Annotated in this window: 16 protein-coding genes; 14 read left to right on the top strand and 2 right to left on the bottom strand. The window is 62.2% G+C overall.

The features are described from left to right. The first annotated feature begins 119 nt into the window (after positions 1 to 119). Both ACZ89F_RS35935 and ACZ89F_RS35930 read left to right on the top strand, forming a co-directional pair. Positions 120 to 518, top strand: coding sequence for a c-type cytochrome (locus ACZ89F_RS35935; protein ID WP_476096990.1), 399 nt, complete (start codon positions 120 to 122; stop codon positions 516 to 518). Positions 519 to 571: 53 nt separating this feature from the next. Then, a complete protein-coding gene (locus tag ACZ89F_RS35930; RefSeq protein WP_476096988.1) occupies positions 572 to 2,125 on the top strand; it encodes a bifunctional aminoglycoside phosphotransferase/ATP-binding protein in 1,554 nt (517 codons plus the stop codon). Between the two features lie 23 nt (positions 2,126 to 2,148). On the opposite strand, the gene ACZ89F_RS35925 is transcribed toward ACZ89F_RS35930, so the two are convergent. Then, a complete protein-coding gene (locus ACZ89F_RS35925; RefSeq protein ID WP_476096986.1) occupies positions 2,149 to 4,830 on the bottom strand; it encodes a bifunctional acetate--CoA ligase family protein/GNAT family N-acetyltransferase in 2,682 nt (893 codons plus the stop codon). Positions 4,831 to 4,989: 159 nt separating this feature from the next. Here ACZ89F_RS35925 and ACZ89F_RS35920 point away from each other — a divergent pair, with 159 nt between their 5' ends. The 6 genes from ACZ89F_RS35920 to ACZ89F_RS35895 all read left to right on the top strand — a co-directional run bounded on the left by ACZ89F_RS35920 (position 4,990) and on the right by ACZ89F_RS35895 (position 10,102). After that, on the top strand, positions 4,990 to 5,376 hold the full coding sequence (locus ACZ89F_RS35920; protein WP_476096985.1) for a DUF302 domain-containing protein: 387 nt from the start codon (positions 4,990 to 4,992) through the stop codon (positions 5,374 to 5,376). A gap of 33 nt (positions 5,377 to 5,409) precedes the next feature. Continuing rightward, on the top strand, positions 5,410 to 7,263 hold the full coding sequence (locus ACZ89F_RS35915; protein WP_476096983.1) for a heavy metal translocating P-type ATPase: 1,854 nt from the start codon (positions 5,410 to 5,412) through the stop codon (positions 7,261 to 7,263). A 28-nt stretch (positions 7,264 to 7,291) separates the two neighbouring features. Then, a complete protein-coding gene (gene trxC / locus ACZ89F_RS35910; protein WP_476096981.1) occupies positions 7,292 to 7,741 on the top strand; it encodes a thioredoxin TrxC in 450 nt (149 codons plus the stop codon). Positions 7,742 to 7,754: 13 nt separating this feature from the next. After that, entirely contained in the window at positions 7,755 to 9,008 is a 1,254-nt protein-coding gene (locus ACZ89F_RS35905) for an MgtC/SapB family protein (protein ID WP_476096979.1), read from the top strand. 84 nt (positions 9,009 to 9,092) lie between these two features. After that, positions 9,093 to 9,479, top strand: a complete 387-nt coding sequence (locus ACZ89F_RS35900) for a hypothetical protein (RefSeq protein ID WP_476096978.1) — start codon at positions 9,093 to 9,095, stop codon at positions 9,477 to 9,479. A gap of 32 nt (positions 9,480 to 9,511) precedes the next feature. Next, positions 9,512 to 10,102 carry an NAD(P)H-dependent oxidoreductase gene (locus tag ACZ89F_RS35895; protein ID WP_476096976.1) on the top strand — a complete coding sequence of 197 codons (591 nt, stop codon included), beginning with the start codon at positions 9,512 to 9,514 and terminating at the stop codon, positions 10,100 to 10,102. Positions 10,103 to 10,249: 147 nt separating this feature from the next. Here ACZ89F_RS35895 and ACZ89F_RS35890 read toward each other — a convergent pair whose 3' ends face one another. Next, positions 10,250 to 10,702 (bottom strand): pyridoxamine 5'-phosphate oxidase family protein, encoded by a 453-nt coding sequence (locus ACZ89F_RS35890; protein ID WP_476096975.1) that lies wholly within the window; start codon positions 10,700 to 10,702, stop codon positions 10,250 to 10,252. 304 nt (positions 10,703 to 11,006) lie between these two features. Here ACZ89F_RS35890 and arcD point away from each other — a divergent pair, with 304 nt between their 5' ends. From arcD to ACZ89F_RS35860, 6 genes are all read left to right on the top strand, one after another. Next, positions 11,007 to 12,473 carry an arginine-ornithine antiporter gene (gene arcD, locus ACZ89F_RS35885; RefSeq protein ID WP_476096973.1) on the top strand — a complete coding sequence of 489 codons (1,467 nt, stop codon included), beginning with the start codon at positions 11,007 to 11,009 and terminating at the stop codon, positions 12,471 to 12,473. A 13-nt stretch (positions 12,474 to 12,486) separates the two neighbouring features. Continuing rightward, complete coding sequence (locus ACZ89F_RS35880; RefSeq protein ID WP_476096972.1) at positions 12,487 to 13,701, top strand: arginine deiminase; 1,215 nt, start codon at positions 12,487 to 12,489, stop codon at positions 13,699 to 13,701. Between the two features lie 17 nt (positions 13,702 to 13,718). Next, the gene (gene argF / locus ACZ89F_RS35875; RefSeq protein WP_476096970.1) at positions 13,719 to 14,720 is read left to right on the top strand and encodes an ornithine carbamoyltransferase; all 1,002 of its coding nucleotides are present in this window, start codon (positions 13,719 to 13,721) and stop codon (positions 14,718 to 14,720) included. A 1-nt stretch (position 14,721) separates the two neighbouring features. After that, positions 14,722 to 15,639, top strand: a complete 918-nt coding sequence (arcC, locus tag ACZ89F_RS35870; RefSeq protein ID WP_476096968.1) for a carbamate kinase — start codon at positions 14,722 to 14,724, stop codon at positions 15,637 to 15,639. A 412-nt stretch (positions 15,640 to 16,051) separates the two neighbouring features. Next, complete coding sequence (locus ACZ89F_RS35865; protein WP_476097463.1) at positions 16,052 to 16,714, top strand: c-type cytochrome; 663 nt, start codon at positions 16,052 to 16,054, stop codon at positions 16,712 to 16,714. Positions 16,715 to 16,724: 10 nt separating this feature from the next. Next, positions 16,725 to 18,005, top strand: coding sequence for a c-type cytochrome (locus tag ACZ89F_RS35860; protein ID WP_476096966.1), 1,281 nt, complete (start codon positions 16,725 to 16,727; stop codon positions 18,003 to 18,005). Positions 18,006 to 18,012: the final 7 nt, after the last annotated feature.

The following is an 18,012-nucleotide window of genomic DNA, read 5'->3' as shown; positions in this document are numbered from 1 at the left end:
CATTAGCGAGGGCGCCAGGTGCGTTCATTGCGCTGAATCAACTGCGGCAGCATTTGATCCGCATCAACGTGCGTGCAAGCCAAGGCTGTAGGTTCGGTAGATCAATCGGGGAAACGCAGATGAAATTCCTGATCGCGGCGGCTCTGGCAGGATTGGCTTTTGACGCGGCCACCGCCCAGGAACTCGGCGACGGCAAGGCGGAATACATGAACTCATGCGCCGTCTGCCATGGCCCTGAAGGCAAGGGCGATGGACCGTTGGGCGACGAGCTGTTGAAGCGGCCGAGCGACCTGACGCGCCTCTCCATGCGCAATGGCGGAGAATTCCCTTATTGGCGCGTCTTTGCCGTGATCGACGGCCGCGCCATGGTACCGGAGCATGGCGATCGCGACATGCCGGTCTGGGGCCAGCAATTCCTTCCCGGTGACGTGAAGAAATATGGTCCGAACGCCGGGGAAATCGTCACCAGGGAACGGATCCATGATCTGGCCGGTTATGTCGAGACGTTACAGCAATGAATGCAGATGGCGGAAACAGTCTCCGCAAGACACAGGCATCGAGGAGGCCGGCCATGGTTGTTGACGACCAGCAATCCGCTACCACGTTCCTGCTTGATTCTGCCTCGTATGGTGCGACCGGACAGGTCGAGGCGATCGAGACCCATATCTCGCGCATTTTTCTGACTGGTGAACGCGCCTACAAGATGAAGCGGGCGGTCAAGCTGCCCTATGTCGATTTCTCGACGCCGACGCTGAGGCTGGCCGCTTGCGAGAAAGAGGTGGAACTCAACTCGAAGACGGCACCCGGCCTTTATCTGGGAGTGCGGCGCGTCACTCGCGAAGCCGACGGCAAGTTGACTTTCGATGGCACCGGCCAAATGGTCGATGCAGCGATCGAAATGGTCCGCTTCGATCAGTCGAGGCTCCTCGATCGGATGGCGACCGCAGGAGACCTGACGCCGGCTCTCATGACCGCCGTCGCGCGCATGATCGTGGGATACCACCGAGCCGCGCCGACGGTCCACAATGGCAGCGGGTCGTCCAATATGGCTGGCGTGCTCGACATCAACGAGGCCGGCTTCGCCACCAGCCACGTTTTCGCAAAAGCAGAGGTCACGAGCTTTGCCGAGGCCTTCCGCACCGCTCTCGCCCGGTATTCAGAATTGCTCGACCGCCGGGAAGCCGCCGGCAAGGTCCGCCGCTGCCATGGCGATCTGCACCTGCGCAACATCTGTCTCTTCGACGGCGAGCCCCGCCTTTTCGATTGCATCGAATTCAACGACCAGATCGCCAGCATCGACGTGCTCTACGATCTTGCCTTCCTGTTGATGGATCTTTGGCACCGGGGTTTTCCGCAGCTCGCCAATCTTGTGATGAACCGCTATCTCGACGAAGCCGACGATGAGGACGGTTTCATCCTGCTGCCGTTTTTCATGGCGGTCCGAGCCGCTATACGCGCGCACGTCACCGCAACGCAAGTCGAGGAAGGCAGTGCCGATTCCGACAAGTTGATTGCCGAGGCCAGATCTTATTTCGAACTTGCCCGAACATTTCTCCAGCAAACGCCTCCGCGGCTCGTCGCCATCGGCGGCCTCAGTGGTTCCGGCAAGACGACCATAGCCGAGGCGCTCGCCGCCCGTATCGGGGCACCGCCCGGCGCCCGTATTGTCGAAAGTGACCGTATCCGCAAGGCCATGCATGGCGTGCCCGCCGAGACGCGGCTGCCGGACAAGGCTTACCGGCCGGAGGTCTCCGACCGCGTCTACCGGGAAATGGCATGGCGGGGCGGCCTGATCCTTTCCGAGGGCGGTTCTGTCGTCGCCGATGCCGTTTTCGACAGGCCGGCGGATCGTAGACGAATCGAGAAGGCCGCGCGCGACCGAGATGTCCCATTCTCCGGATTTTGGTTGGAGGCGGACCCGCTCGTCCTTTGGCAGCGGGTCAGTGAACGCAAGGGCGGGCCTTCAGACGCCACGATAGATATCCTCTCGCGGCAATTGCAGCGAAGTGCCACCCAGTCTGGCTGGCAAAAGATCGACGCCGATCGAAAACTCGCCGACACTGTCGCGGAATTGAGAAAGCTCTCCGAGAGCGATACGTCCGAAACCCTGCGCACAGCCTCCTGACCGGTGCGGTAGGGCGATCGGCCTCAACGGAGTTCGAGAGTTGCCTCGACAAGGCCGGTTTCAATTGGATGACGCCTTATCGAGAAGCCGAACTCGCGGCACATGGCCAGCATCCTCGTGTTCTCGCTGAGCATTATCCCTTCGATTCGATCAATCCCATCGGCCTTCGCATAATCGACGAGTTGCCTGAGCAGTTCCCAGCCCAGACCATGACCCTGCAGATCCGTACGCACCAGCAAGGCGTATTCGGCGACAGCGTGGTCCGGATCGCAAGACAGGCGGCTGATACCCGCCAGCGCGCCAGTGCTCGTCTCCAGAGCAACGAAAGCTATGTTGCGATCGTAGTCGAGTTGGGTGAGCCGCTTCAACATCTGGTCGGAGAAGCTTTTGCGCGGCGACAGAAAACGCAGGCGCAGATCGTCAGGCGAAATCCTGGCAAGGAATTCGGGATAGAGCACGATGTCGGCCGGCTTGATAGGGCGAATGTTATAGTGCGTGTCGCCCACCGAAAACGTCTTTTCCCAACCCGACGGATAAGGCCTGATGGCAAGCGCCGGGTTAGGCCCCGCCTCTTCCACGCGTTCCGGCTCGATCTCGATGCGGGCGTCAAGCGCAATCACGCCCTCGGCGTCGGCCAGCAGTGGATTGATGTCCAACGAAACCAGGCACGGAAAGTCGATGATCATCTGCGACAGGCCGTTGAGCGCTGCAATGATCGATTGCCTGTCCGCCGGCTTGCGATCGCGGAACCCGGCGAGCAGACGGCCGATCCGCGTTTGGTCGATCAAATCACCGGCAAGAACGTCGTCGAGCGGCGGCAGCGCGATCGCGGTATCGTCCATCACCTCGACCGCAACGCCACCGGCTCCAAACAGGATGGCTGGCCCGAAGATCGGATCGCGGCTGACACCAAGGATCAATTCCTGCGCCTGTTTCCGCACCACCATGGGCTGGACAGCATAGCCTTCGATATCAGCCTGCGGTGCGGACTTGCGCACGCGCGCCTCGATTGAGCGTGCCGCCTCCCCCGCGGCAGCAGAGGTAGTAATGCCAAGCATGACCCCGCCAATGTCCGACTTGTGCGAGATCGCCTTGGACAACAACTTGACGACGACCTGCGCGGACGTCTTGAGGAGCCGGCCGGCAGCCGCTTCCACTTCGACAGGAGATCTGGCGACGATCGTCTCGGGCACCGGAATGCCGTAGGCGGAAATCGCCGACTTGGCTTCGGGCTCGGTCAGCATTCGCCGGCCTCCTTTTGCGACCTGCCTGAATATGGCAAGCACGGCTTCTCGGCCGCTTCTGGCGTCCTCGCTGCGACTCGACGGCGTGCGCATCAATGCCCGCTGAGCCCGCGACCATTCGCTCAGGTAGGAGACGGCCGTTGCGGCATCGGAGGGCGTTTCGAAGCTGGCAATGCCGGCATCCTGCAGAACACGCCGCCCTTCGCGAGCCGTGTGTTCGCCAAGCCAGCAGGTCAGCATCGGTTTGCCGCCGATCTTGCCGTCCTGCGCGAGCGCCGCCACCGCGCTTGCCGCGGCAAGCGGCGAGCCGAGCCCGGTCGGGCAGTTCATGACCAGGACGACGTCGGTTCCGGCATCGGCCGCCACGGCCTCGATCGCGGCCCGATAGCGCTCTGGCGGGGCGTCGCCGATAATGTCGACCGGATTGGCGTGGGACCAGGTGCTCGGCAGGACGGCATTCAGACGGGCGATCGTTTCCGGCGACAGTTCGGCCAGTTCCCCGTTGCCTTCGATGAGTTGATCCACGGCAAGCACGCCGGCGCCGCCGCCATTGGTGACGATGCCGACACGGGCTCGTTCTAGCGGAACGAAACGAGCGGTCGTTTCAACCGCATCGAACAACTCGGTGAGGCCTTTGACGCGCAGTATGCCAGCGCGCAGCAATGCCGCATCGACGACGCGATCGGCGCCCGATAGCGCGCCGGTATGGGTCGCGGCCGCTTTGGCCGATTGCTCGTGCCGGCCCGACTTGATCGCGATCACCGGCTTGATGCGTGCCGCCGCACGGGCGGCCGAGATGAACTTGCGCGGATTGGGAATGGTTTCGAGATACATCACGATGGCGCGCGTGTGCATGTCGCCCGCCAGCATGTCGAGACAATCTCCCACGTCGACATCCGCCATGTCGCCCAGAGAGACGATCTGGGAGAAACCGACATGGTTGTCCGCCGCCCAGTCAATCAGCGACGTGGCGATGGCGCCGGATTGTGACAGCAGTGCGATGTTGCCGGGTCTGGCGGCCATATGCGCAAATCCGGCATTGAGCCGTAATGGCGGGATCATCAGACCGACCGTGTTCGGCCCAATGATGCGGAAAACAGTGGGCTTGGCCGCATCGAGCATCGCCTGACGCAGGCCGTTTTCGCGCGTCAACCCGGCGGTGATGACAACCGCCGCCCGCGTGCCCTTTTCAGCAAGGTCGCGCACTATGGCGGGAACTGTCCCGGGCGGCGTGACGATGACACCAAGGTCTGGAACACCGGGAAGATCGGCCGCCTTGGCATAGCATTGCCGACCAGACACTTGCGAATATCTCGGATTGACCGGCCAGATCTCGCCCGCGAAGCCGCCGCTGACGATATTGTCGAAGACGACACGGCCGACCGAGCCGACGCGCACCGATGCCCCGAAAACGGCAACCGACTTCGGGGCGAAAGCATGTTCGAGATTTCGGATCGTCACCCTTGTGTCTCCCGTTCGCGGCAATAATCACAATCGATCTTGCCCGTTCGTTGCTTTGGATCAAAGCCTCGTCTGGGGATCACGATTAAAGTTGCATGAGGTTCGAGGCGGTCGCTCGCGAAGTGGCGTGAGCGGTTGCGATAAAGGATTGGAGAGTTGATGAGCTACTATTTCAGCAAGACCGTCGACATGCCGTTCACCGCTGCGATCAACCACGTGACCAGCAAGCTCGCAAACAAGGGCTTTGGCGTCTTGACCTCAATCGACGTGCAAGGGGTGATGAAGGCCAAGCTCGGTGCCGATTTCAAACCCTACGTTATCTTGGGTGCTTGCAATCCGCACTTCGCTTGGCGCGCGCTGCAGGCAGACGACAAGGTAGGAACTATGCTGCCCTGCAACGTCATCGTCGCCGAGGTCGAGCCCGGAAGGGTGGAGGTCGCGGCGGTGGATCCCGTTGCCTCCATGGGCGCCATCGACAATCGCGAGCTTGCGCAGGTCGCCAACGATGTACGGCGCTTGCTTGATGAGATGGTCCGCGAACTTTAGCGCCACAAGGACCATCAAGGTTGAGGACATCGTATGAACGAGTCTGCCCTGCGACGCGCATTGCTGGTCATTGCTATCGTGGGCCTGGCCATTGGCGTCGGAGTCTGGCGAACAGGATTCGGCGCCGTTGAGGCCGACACGATCTGGACGGTGGCAACCTTGCCCGTGGTGGCGGCTCTCGCCATCTCCATTCTGCGCGATTTCTGGATCGGCCGCTTCGGAGTCGATGCAATTGCGTTGGTGTCGATGTCCGCCGCACTGTCGCTCCGTCAACCGCTGGCGGCAGTGGTGGTCGCGATCATGTATGCCGGCGGCACCGTGCTCGAGGATTTTGCCCGCGGTCGTGCCGAGCGGAACCTCAAGGCACTCACCGACCGGTCACCGCGTGTCGCACATCGCAAGTCGACGCATGCAACAGAAACCATTCCCATCGAAGAAGTCGCTGTCGGCGACGCTCTTCTGGTACGCGCCGGCGAGCTGCTACCCGTCGACGGCATCCTGCTCGATGCTTCGGCATCGCTCGACGAGTCGGCGGTGACCGGCGAGCCATTACCGGTGCTGCGCAGCGCCGGCGACACACTACGCAGCGGCACGGTCAATGCGGGCGAGGCCTTTAGCTTGCGGGCTTCTGCCCTGGCGGAGCAGAGCACCTATGCCGCGATCGTGCGCATGGTCGCGGCGGCGCAAACCGCGAAATCGCCCTTTATTCGCATGGCCGACCGCTTCGCCCTGTTCCTGCTTCCGGCCACTTTGCTTGTCTCGGGTGCCGCCTGGTATATCTCCGGTGATCCGATCCGGGCGCTTGCCGTGCTGGTTGTCGCGACACCTTGCCCACTCATCCTTGCTGCTCCTGTTGCCTTCATCGGCGGCGTATCGCGCGCCGCGCGTGCTGGCATCCTGATGAAAGGCTCGGCGGCGCTGGAAGCCCTCGCGCAAGTTCGAACCGCGATCTTCGACAAGACCGGCACCTTGACCATCGGTGGCGCCGAGCTCATCGAAATCGAAGCTGCACCCGGCCGCAACACCGACCATCTGCTGCGGCTGTTGGCATCGTTGGAACAGGCCTCGCACCATGTGCTTGCCGACTCGATCATCCGGGCGGCGCGCAGCAGGCAGCTGATGCTTTCGCATCCGCATGACGTTCGCGAGTATCGCGGCGCGGGCCTGAAGGGCCGGGTCGAAAACATGTCGATCGCGGCGGGATCGCGGACACTCGTGCTCGCTGACAAGCCGCTGCCCAAATGGGCGACAAGCGGTGACGAACGATACCGGGATGAGCCGGTGCTCAGGGTTTTCGTAGCACTCGGCGGACGCCTGGCCGGGATTTTCACGTTCGGGGACGCCCTGCGTGTCGATGCGCGCGACACCCTCGGCAAGCTGCGCTCGGCCGGCATCACGCGCACGGTCATGCTGACAGGTGACGACGGTGCTGCGGCAAAGCGTATTTCTGCCATGCTTGATCTGGATGTCATCGTCGCCGATGCCATTCCTGCGGATAAAGTCGCGACGGTCGAGGCCGAGAAAGCAACAGCGCCAACAATGATGGTCGGCGATGGCATCAACGATGCGCCTGCCCTTGCCGCCGCGACAGTCGGCGTCGCCATGGGCGCCCGCGGGGCGACGGCCTCTTCCGAAGCAGCGGATGTCATCGTTCTCGCCGACCGGCTGGAGCCTGTCGCCGAGGCGGTGCGGATTGCCCAACGGACGCGTTCGATTGCCCTGCAAAGCATCGTTGTCGGGTTGGCGCTCTCGGCGGTAGCAATGGTTGCGGCGGCCATGGGGCAGATCACGCCGGTGGCAGGTGCATTGCTTCAGGAAGGGATCGACGTGGCGGTCATCCTCAACGCTCTGCGCACTCTTGGCGATGGACGTCTCGGGCGCGCATAGTGGACCACAGCAAAATCGGTGAATGGTCATGGCACAGCAGAATCTGGTGGTTTGCAGCAAATGCGGTGGGGTCAACCGCCTGCCGTCGGCCCGCAATGCCAGGGAGGCGAAATGCGGAAAGTGCGGGATCAGGCTGTTTTCGGGCCATCCCGAAGACGTCAACGCCGCGATCTTCGATCATCAGATCGCGCGCAGCAGCTTGCCCGTTGTCGTCGATATCTGGGCACCCTGGTGCGGTCCCTGCAAGATGATGGCGCCGGCGTATGAGGCCGCGGCCAACGAGTTGGAGCCGCATATTCGTCTGATCAAGCTCAATTCTGACAATGAGCAGGCCGTCGCGGCAAGGCTCGACATTCGCGGCATCCCGACGATGATCCTCTTCGATGGCGGGCGCGAAATCGCGCGCACATCGGGTGCTATGACGGCTGGCCAGATCGTCAGGTGGGTTCGCGACCGCCTGCCGACGGTCACCGCCTGAAAGTCGCCGCACCATGGATCCGCTTATCGCCCGGCTCGGACTGGCCCTGGCAATTGGCCTGCTCGTCGGTTTGGAGCGTGGCTGGCAAGAGCGAGATGCGCCCGATCGCAGCCGCACGGCTGGCATTCGCACGTTCGGCATATCCGGCCTGCTCGGCGGCATTCTGGCCGCACTCGCCGAAGCGCTCGATGCGGTATCGGTGCTGGTCGGCGGATTCATCGCTTTTGCCGCTGTCTTCGCCTGGTACAAGGCGCGCGAGGCTGCCCATGACGAGGATTTCAGCGTTACCGGCGTGATCGCTGGCCTCGGCGTTTTCGCGCTTGGTGCGCTTTCCGTCGCCGGTGATTATCGAGCGGCTGCTGCCGGTGGGGCGGCATTGGCGGCAATCCTGGCCAGCCGCGAGGTCCTGCACGGCCTTTTGAAGCGACTGACCTGGGTCGAACTTCGTTCCGCGCTGATCCTGGCGGTGATGACGGCGATCGTGCTGCCTTTGCTGCCGAACCGAACTTTGGACCCGTGGGGCGGTTTCAATCCGTGGGAGGTCTGGTTTCTGACGGTGCTCATGGCCTCGATATCCTTCGCCGGCTATGTCGCCGTCCGCGTGCTGGGAACCACGCGTGGCCTGCTCGTCAGTTCGCTCGCCGGTGCGGTCGTCTCGTCTACCGCCGTGACCTTGGCGCTCGCCCGCAATGCCATATCGGCGAGCAACCCTTTGCCGCTTGCCGGGGCGGCTTCGCTGGCGGCGATGGTTTCGGTGCTGCGCGTTTGTGCCGTGGTTCTGATTGTCGAGCCAAGCGTATTCGCATCGGTCGGCATCCCGGCGATTGCTGCTGCGCTCATTCTCGCTGCCTGCGGGGCGCTCCTATTGGTCCGCGATCGTGGGAATCCTCAAAGTGGTGGGCTGGCACGCAACCCATTCGAACTGGGTCCACTGCTGCTGTTCGCCCTGCTCTTCGCAATTGTCGCGACCGCGAGCGCTGCGTTGGCAGCTCAATTCGGCGGCCGTGGCTTGCTGGCGACCTCGGCGCTGGCGGGCACGTTCGATGTCGACGTCTCGGTGCTCAGTGCCTTGCGGCTGGTCAAGCATTCGGTCCCTGTCGAGACTATCGGTCAGGCGGTGCTGGCGGCATTGGCGGCAAATGCGATCGGCCGCCTGTCACTGGCGGTATTTGCCGGTCCGATCAGGTTCTGGTTGCCGCTGGCCGGCGCAACCCTGGCCGCTGCGACCGCCGGCTACGGCGCCATGTTGTTGCTTGGTCCGGGATAAAGGCGCGGTTCTTGAGCCACTTTGATGCGGATCAAAGGGCAGGCCCAGCTACGGCTCTATGGAACTCCTCAAAAGGAGTTCGCCATGACCAATTTGAAGGACCTCACCCCAAAATTTCGCCATGTCCGATTGCTGCTCGCCCGCGAAAAAGGCCATCCGGAAGGTGATCGCGAAGAGGGCTACGATGTGCTCGCTCCGTTGACCGGCGAAGGCCGGATCGATGCGGAAGAGTGGAAATCGCACAGGGCCTCTTGCCGTGTTCGCCGCTTTCGCACCGGCGAGGAAGACCTGATCGGCCAGCTGAGGCGCAAGCCTGGCGGACAGTGGTATTTCGACTATGCCGAAGGCGATCGCGACGACGAGATCGGCTTTCATCTTGGCGACGAACGGTTCGTGACCGGCGAGTATGTGTCGATCGAACGCAACGGCGCCATGCACACCTATCAGGTGGCAAGGGTGGAGCGCCCCTGACACGGCAACGCCACGCTCACTGGGAGCAGACCATGTCGCGACGCATCCTCATCGTGGTCGGTCATCCCGACCCGTCATCGGACCGGCTCGGGCGCAGTCTTGCCAACGCCTATGGTGAAGGCGCGGAAAAGGCGGGGCACGCCGTCCGCCGGGTCGATCTGGCAGCGCTTGATTTTCCGATACTGCGGACAATGCAGGAGTTCGAACACGGTGGGATTCCCGACGAGTTGAAGGATGCAGCCGAAGCGATCGTCTGGGCGGAGCACATCGTCTTTGTCTTCCCGCTGTGGCTCGGAACCATGCCGGCTCTGCTCAAGGCATTTCTGGAACAGGTGATGCGGCCGGGGACGGCTTTCGCCTACCCGGACAAGGGCGGCGGCTTCACCAAGACACTGCTTCGCGGCCGCTCTGCGCGCGTTGTGGTGACGATGGGCATGCCCTCAGTTCTCTACCGCCTATGGTTCCTCGGACACGGCATCGCCGGCATGCGGCGAAACATCCTGCATTTTGTCGGCATCAGTCCGGTGCGCGAGACCTTGTTCGGCATGGTCGCCGCCGCCAGCGATGCGACCCGCGAAAAGTGGATCAGCCAGATGAGCAAGCTCGGCCAGCGAGCGCTTTAGGTGAATATTGCCGTTCGGCTCATCTGCCGGAACGATCACGTTGCGCCGCTGGCGGGCTAGCCGCCAGATCTGAATGCACAAACCTTGCGGGCGATTTGGCGGCCTCGCTCCCGCATGACCCAAAGCTTGTCTTGGCAAGGAGCGCGCTCAGCAGATGACGAGATCGGTGTGGCCAAACCCCTTGGAGTAGTCGAGCACGGAGATGACTGTAGGCATCACGCGGAATATGCGGACCTGCTCCGGAGTCGGCATCGGGCCTGGGAGCGAGACTTGCTCCGAATACTTCAGCGGCAGCATCCGCAGGACCTTTTCTGCTTCAGCCCGGTCCGCCACCGGCTGCGTGCGCGCCGCCATGGAAAGTCCGGTGATTTCCATCACCTGAGGCGTGTCGTGATCGATGGTCAAGGACACGCGATTATCTCGCGCCAGATTCGCCGCCTTCTGGCTATCCAGACCGCAGAGGAAGTAGAGGGTAAGGCCTTCGTTTACGTAGCCGACGGTCGTTGCCTGTGGCCAGCCGTCCTGCCTCAGCGTTGCAATTGTCATGATCCGGTGCTGATCCAACAGCGTCAAGATCTTGTTTCTGACCTCTTCGTCCATCGGTTGTCTCCAAACTCATTGCTGACCGTGACGATAGTAGGACCGTAGTCGCCTGGCATTGACCCACATCAACGCAAGTAGCCGGCAAACGCGTCTCGGCCGCAATGGCTGGTCCGGGCCAGATCGCGTCATCCGACGCGCGCAACTGAACGATCGCAAAGGCTCGAACTCGGTCCTTCGGAGTGATTGGGTTCGGGCCCACCATTCGCTGCTCCATGAATGGATTTGACCAGCATCAAAGCTGCCTGCCCTCTTTTCCTGTTCATTGCCTCCCATCAGAGCCTTCAATTTTTGGGAGAGCATCATGACTACGGCTGATTTCAACATCCCTGTTCCGAAGGTCGCGACCGCGGCGCCAACAAAACTTCGACTGGGTTCCCTGACCGCATTGGTGATCGGTTCGATGGTCGGCTCCGGCGTGTTCAGCCTGCCGCAGAACATGGCGGCTGGGGCTGGTCCCCTCGCAATCCTGATCGGTTGGGCGATCACTGCGGTCGGCATGCTGGCGCTGGTCTTCGTCTATCAATCGCTTGCAACCCGCAAGCCCGAGCTGGACGCCGGGCCATACGCTTACGCCAAGGCCGGCTTCGGTCCCTTCATCGGCTTCAACAGCGCCTGGGGCTACTGGATCAGTGCCTGGGTTGGCAACGTCTCCTACGCGGTGATCGTGTTCAGCGCCCTGTCCTATTTCATTCCGGCGTTCGGTGATGGAAACACCTGGCAGGCGGTGCTCGGCGCATCGATCCTGCTGTGGCTGATCCATATCCTGGTTCTCGCCGGCATCCGGCAGGCCGCCGTCGTGAACCTCATCGTCACGGTGGCAAAGATCGCTCCGATCGTCCTGTTCGTCGGGGTTGTCGCGGTTGCCTTCAAACTGCAAGTCTGGTCCCTCGACTTCACCGGGCTCGGCAACGCCAGTCTCGGCTCGATCACCGCACAGGTGAAGAGCACTATGTTGGTGACGCTTTGGGTATTCATTGGCATCGAAGGCGCAAGCGTCTTTTCCGGCCGTGCCGAGCGCCGCAAGGACATCGCCACGGCGACCGTGCTCGGCTTCTTCACCTGTCTCGCGCTCTACGCCCTGGTGTCGCTGCTGTCGCTTGGCATCCTCAGCCAGCCTGAGCTCGCCGCGCTGAAGAACCCCTCCATGGCGGGGGTGCTGGAAGCGGTTGTCGGTCCCTGGGGCGCCATCCTGATCAACATCGCGCTTGTCGTGTCCGTGATCGGCGCCTTCCTCAGCTGGACGCTGCTTGCGGCCGAAATTCCGCATGTCGCCGCCAAGGATGGAACAATGCCGAAATTCTTCGGCCGCGAAAGCGACCGCGGCGTGCCCTCGATCTCGCTTCTGATCACCAACCTGCTCGTCCAGGCTTTCCTGGTGATCACGCTCTTCGCGCAAAGCACCTACCAGGCGCTGTTCTACATCGCGTCGGCCGCGATCCTGGTGCCTTACATCTTTTCCGGAGCCTACGCTGCCAAGCTCGCGCTGACCGGAGAGAGCTACGAGAGCGGCGAGCAGCGCGTCGGTCCGCTTTTTGCCGGGTTGCTGGCAACGGTCTACGGGCTGTGGCTCGTCTACGCGGCGGGACCCGCATATCTGTTCATGTGCGCGATCCTCTATGCGCCCGGCATCATCTTCTACATCTGGGCGCGCCGCGAAACCAATCAGCGCGTGTTCCATCCTGCCGAAGCGGCCCTCGCCGGAACCCTCATCGCTGTCGCCATCCTCGCCGTCTACGAGATGTGGACCGGCGCCGTCAGCCCGCTGTGAAAGGATCGGCACGATGACAAGCTTGGGTGTTCACTCCGAAGTCGGCCGCCTGCGCGAGGTGATGGTCCATCGTCCTGACCTTAGCCTGCGCAGGCTGACACCGGAGAACTGCAAGGCGCTGCTCTTCGACGACGTGCTGTGGGTCAAGCGGGCCCGCCAGGAGCACGACGTCTTCGTCGACGCTTTGCGCGAACGCGGCGTGCTGGTGCATTCCTTCGGGGAGCTCCTGACTGAGACAATGAGCCTGACCAAGGCCCGCGACTGGCTTCTCGACCGCCGGGTTCATCCCGGCGTCGTCGGACTGGACATGGTCGACGAGATGCGGGGATGGCTCAACGAGATGTCGTCGGAGCAGCTGGCGTCTTACCTGGTCGGCGGCATTGCCCGGGCGGAGCTTCCTTTCGAGCCCAAAGGCCTGACCGGAAGGACGCTCGCCCCCCAGGATTTCGTGCTGCCGCCGCTGCCGAACCAGCTCTTCACCCGCGACAGCTCCTGCTGGATTTACGGCTCGGTCTCCGTTAATTCCATGTACTGGCCCGCCAGACGCCCGGAAGCGGCCAATGTCGACGCCGTCTACCGTTTCCATCCCCGCTTTCGCGACAGCGGTATTCCCTTTGTTTCGCCGGATTTGGGAACAGGCACCAGTCTGGAGGGCGGCGATGTCATGCCGATCGGTGGTGGAACAGTTCTCGTCGGCATGGGTGAGCGCACGACGCCGCAAGCCGTGGGCGACCTTGCGCGCAGCCTGTTCGCGGCCGGCGAGGCGACGCGCGTGATTGCGGCGCTGATGCCGCGGGATCGCAGTTTCATGCATCTCGACACCGTCTTTACCTTCTGCGACCGCGATTTGGTGACCATGTACCCGCCAGTGGTCGATCGGCTGCGCACCTTCTCACTGCGGCCAGGCGACGGAGAGGCGTCGGTCGAGGTGACGGAGGAAACAGAGCCGTTCACGGCGGTGGTTGCCGAAGCCCTCGGGCTGAAGTCACTGCGGATCATCGCCACTGGCGGCGACCGCTACGAGGCCGAGCGCGAGCAATGGGACGACGGCAACAACGTCGTTGCTGTCGAGCCCGGCGTGGTCATCGGCTATGACCGCAATGTCTACACCAACACGCTTCTGCGCAGGGCAGGCATCGAAGTGATTACGGTCGAAGGCGCCGAGCTTAGTCGCGGGCGCGGCGGCGGGCACTGCATGACCTGTCCGATTGCCCGCGACCCGATTTGATCCGAAAGGAAATCCCGATGTCGATCAATCTTCATGGCCGCTCCGTCCTGACCCTGGACAATCTCACGGCCGACGAGATCCGCTTTCTTCTCAAGCTGGCCGCTGATCTCAAAGCGGCCAAGCTCGCCGGTCACGAGATACCGCGTCTTGTCAGAAAGAACATCGCTCTGATCTTCGAGAAGGATTCGACCCGCACCCGGACCGGGTTCGAGGTGGCGGCGTATGACCAGGGCGCCCACGTCACTTATTTCGGTCCCACCGGCAGCCATATCGGCCACAAGGAATCCATGAAGGACACAGCCCGCGTGCTCGGCCGCATGTATGATGCGATCGAGTATCGCGGCTTTGGCCAACACCAGGCCGAACTGCTTGCCGCGCATGCCGGCGTACCCGTCTACAACGGTCTTACCGACGAGGCGCATCCGACGCAGATCCTCGCCGACTTGATGACCATGCGTGAATTCACGCACAAGCATCTTTCGGACATGACTGTCGCCTTCGTCGGTGAGGGCCGGGATAATGTCGCGCTATCTCTGGCACTGGGAGCAGCCAAGGTGGGCATCGACATGCGCATCGCCTCGCCAAGAGAACTCTGGCCGGACGAAGAATTCTGCGCCCATGTCAGAGACCTGGCGGGACGCAGCGGCGGCCGGTTCCGCCTCGACGAAGACGTGAAGGGCTGTGTCCAGGACGCTGATTTCATCTACACCGACGTCTGGATGTCGATGGGCGAGGACAAATCGGGCTGGGCCGAGCGCATTCGCCTTTTGACGCCCTATCGTGTCACCGGCGATGTGATGGCTGCCGCCGGCAACCCCCACGTCAAATTCATGCATTGCCTGCCCGCATTCCACGACACCGATACCGAGATCGGCGCGTTCATCGCGAAGGAATACGGCATCGACTGCATGGAGGTCACGGACGCGGTGTTCGAGTCGGCTGCGTCGATCGTCTTCGACCAGGCCGAAAACCGGATGCACACGATCAAGGCCCTGCTCGTCGCCACGATCGGCAACTGAGATGCTTATCGTCGTCGCGTTGGGCGGAAACGCACTGCTGCGCCGTGGTGAACCGATGACGGCGGAGAACCAGCGCGCCAACATCAAACGCGCCGCATCCGTGCTCGCGGAACTCATCGGCGATGGACACTCGGTTGTAGTCACGCACGGCAACGGCCCGCAGGTGGGCCTGCTCGCACTCCAGGCCGCCGCCAGCCCGGGCGACGGGGCGTTCCCACTCGACGTGCTCGGGGCCGAGAGCGCCGGCATGATCGGATATGTGATCGAGCAGGAGCTCGGCAACCTCCTCAAGCAGAGGCTGTTCGCAACCCTGCTGACGCAGGTGACGGTGGACCCGCACGATCCGGCCTTCGCTCACCCCACAAAGCCGATCGGCCCGGTCTACGATGAAGTAACCGCACGCAAGCTTGCCACCGAACGCGGCTGGCAGATCGCGCCCGATGGCGACAAATGGCGCCGCGTCGTGCCTTCGCCCAAGCCGCTGGTAATCCTGGAAGCATCGGTGATCTCGTTTCTGGTCGAGCGCGGCGTGATCGTCATCTGCACCGGCGGCGGCGGGGTCCCGGTGATAGCCCAGGATGACGGCAGTCTTTGCGGCGTGGAAGCGGTTATCGACAAGGATCTGGCAAGCTCGCTTCTTGCCCGCCAGTTGAAGGCCGACATGCTGTTGATGCTGACCGATGTCGATGCCGTCTATGTCCACTATGGGACAGCAGCCGCTCATGCCCTTCGGCACGTGACCCCCAAGGAGATATCGGGGCGGAATTTTCCAGCCGGCTCCATGGGACCGAAGGTCAGTGCCGCTGTCGAATTCGTCGCAGCGACCGGCAGGCCAGCCGCGATCGGCAAGCTGGATGACGCCGTCAAAATTGTCAGAGGGGAACGCGGTACCTGGTTCGAAGTCAGCGCTTCGGTCTGATGCATTGAGTCTTTGTACCGCCCGGCAGTCACCGCGACCCGCGCTGCTTCAATTGCCTCCCGGTTGAATCGGTCGTGAATTCGCGTGGTTGCTGTGCGACACATCAACCGAGATAGCCACCAAGGATTCACGGCCATCGCAATCTGCCATGTTAAGCCTGACAACGGCTTTCGAGGCGTACAGCTTCTTGTCAGGCGGCAGTATTTAGCTCAGTTCGGCTGCGGGGGGGCATGCTTGCAGCTTAGCCAATCAGCGGCAGGTGATCTGGCGTCTTTTGAACGGAGGGAACATTCCTCCAAGTAATGAGTTGTAAGCGTCACGGGGGTCCCCTAAAACCAACTCAGCACCGGAGGAGATTGCAGAAGTGCTCACGCGCGCTGGAACGATGCTATCCACAGTCATCGTGCTGGGGATGGTCGTTCCTGCGTTAACGCAGGAGCACCCGCTACAGGCTCCCGACACCATGGAAGCTCGCGTGCAGGCGTGTACGATCTGCCATGGCGACAAAGGCAAAGGTACCAGCGACGTCTATTTTCCCCGGCTGGCCGGCAAGCCCGCAGGGTATCTCTACAACCAGTTGCGCGCATTTCGGAACGGGCGCCGGCATTATCCTCCGATGAACTACCTGCTGGAGTTTCTGCCTGAGCAGTATCTGAAGGCCATCGCCGAATATTTTGCCCAACAAAGCCCGCCGCTTCCCGTCCCCGCAACTCCAGAAGTCTCTCAGGAAATTTTGATGCATGGCAAGGAATTGGTCGCGCATGGAGATTCGGCGCGTTCGATACCAGCCTGCGCGAGTTGCCACGGGCCGTCTCTCACCGGAATGGAACCGGCCATACCTGGCCTGCTTGGTTTGCGGCCGGCTTATGTGAGCGCACAGCTCGGCGGTTGGCGTTATGGCACCCGCACGGCTCCTGCTCCGGACTGCATGCAGATCGTAGCCGGCCATCTAACCGAAGCGGACGTGAAAGCTGTAGCGGCCTGGCTTTCGACGCTACCCGCGCCGGCGAACTCGTCACCCGCCCCACAGGGCACTTCCACGCTGCCTTTTGATTGCGGAAGCCAGCCGAATTGAGGAGGTGACAATGCTTAACGTCAAAATCCTTATCGGTCTTTTCTCGATAACTTGCGTTTCGGGAGTCGGATTCTTCCAGCTTAGTCAGACTAGCGCGTCCGCGCAGGAACAGGCGCCAACAGTAGGTTCGCCGACCATTTTGAAGGGCGAATATCTTGCCCGGGCGGGAGATTGCATCGCCTGCCACACGGCTCCTGAGGGCCGACTGTTTGCCGGAGGGCGGGCCATGCCCACTCCATTCGGCACCTTGTACACATCCAACATAACCCCGGACCTCGAGACGGGCATTGGCAAGTGGACCACTGACGAGTTCTACCGAATGATGCACACAGGTCGGTTCCCTGACGGCGGGTTGCTTTACCCAGCCATGCCGTTTGCTTCCTACACCAAGGTCACGCGCCAGGACAGCGACGCCATCTACGCCTACCTCAAATCCATCGAGCCAGTGCGGCAGCAGAACCGACCTCATGATCTGAGCTTCCCCTATAACAATCGATCTCTGATCCTGGGCTGGCGAACCCTATATTTCACCGAAGGCGAGTTCCAACCGGACGCGAGCAAATCCGAGGAATGGAACCGTGGCGCCTATCTGGTCGAGGGGCTGGGCCATTGCGGCATGTGCCACAGCCCGATCAATGCCCTTGGCGGGAGCCCGGAATCCGAGCAGTTCAAGGGCGGCTTGATCCCGATGCAGAACTGGTATGCGCCCTCTCTCACATCGAACAGGGAAGCCGGGCTAGGCGACTGGAGCATCAAGGAAATTTCCGACCTGTTGCGCACAGGTGTTTCCAGCCGGGGCGCCGTCTACGGTCCGATGGCCGAAGTCGTCTACAACAGCCTGCAATATCTGAGCGACGATGACACGCGCGCCATGGCGGTCTACCTGAAGGGCATTGCCCAGGACAGCGCACCCGAGCCGCCCCGGACTTCAGTGCCGCCCACCGAGGGCAGTCTTCTGATGAGCCTCGGCAAGACAGTATACGACACCCGATGCGCAGGTTGCCATGGCTCGCAAGGCCAGGGTGCGCCACCCCATTACCCGCCGCTGGCCGGCAACCAGTCCATCCAGATGGAATCCGCGGTGAACGCGATCCGCATGGTCCTCAATGGAGGTTATCCTCCCGGCACGGCAGGCAATCCCATGCCCTATGGCATGCCACCGTTTGCCGGAGTGCTATCGGACAACGAGGTTGCAGCCGTCGTCACCTACATCCGAACGTCATGGGGAAATCGAGGCACGGCAATCGGTGCCTCCGAGGCGAACGAACTGCGTTCCGCACCGCTGAATTGAGGGAAAT

The organism is Mesorhizobium sp. USDA 3734 (assembly GCF_056279665.1).
The sequence above is the reverse complement of the archived record's forward strand: the minus strand, read 5'-3'. Positions and strand labels throughout refer to the sequence as shown.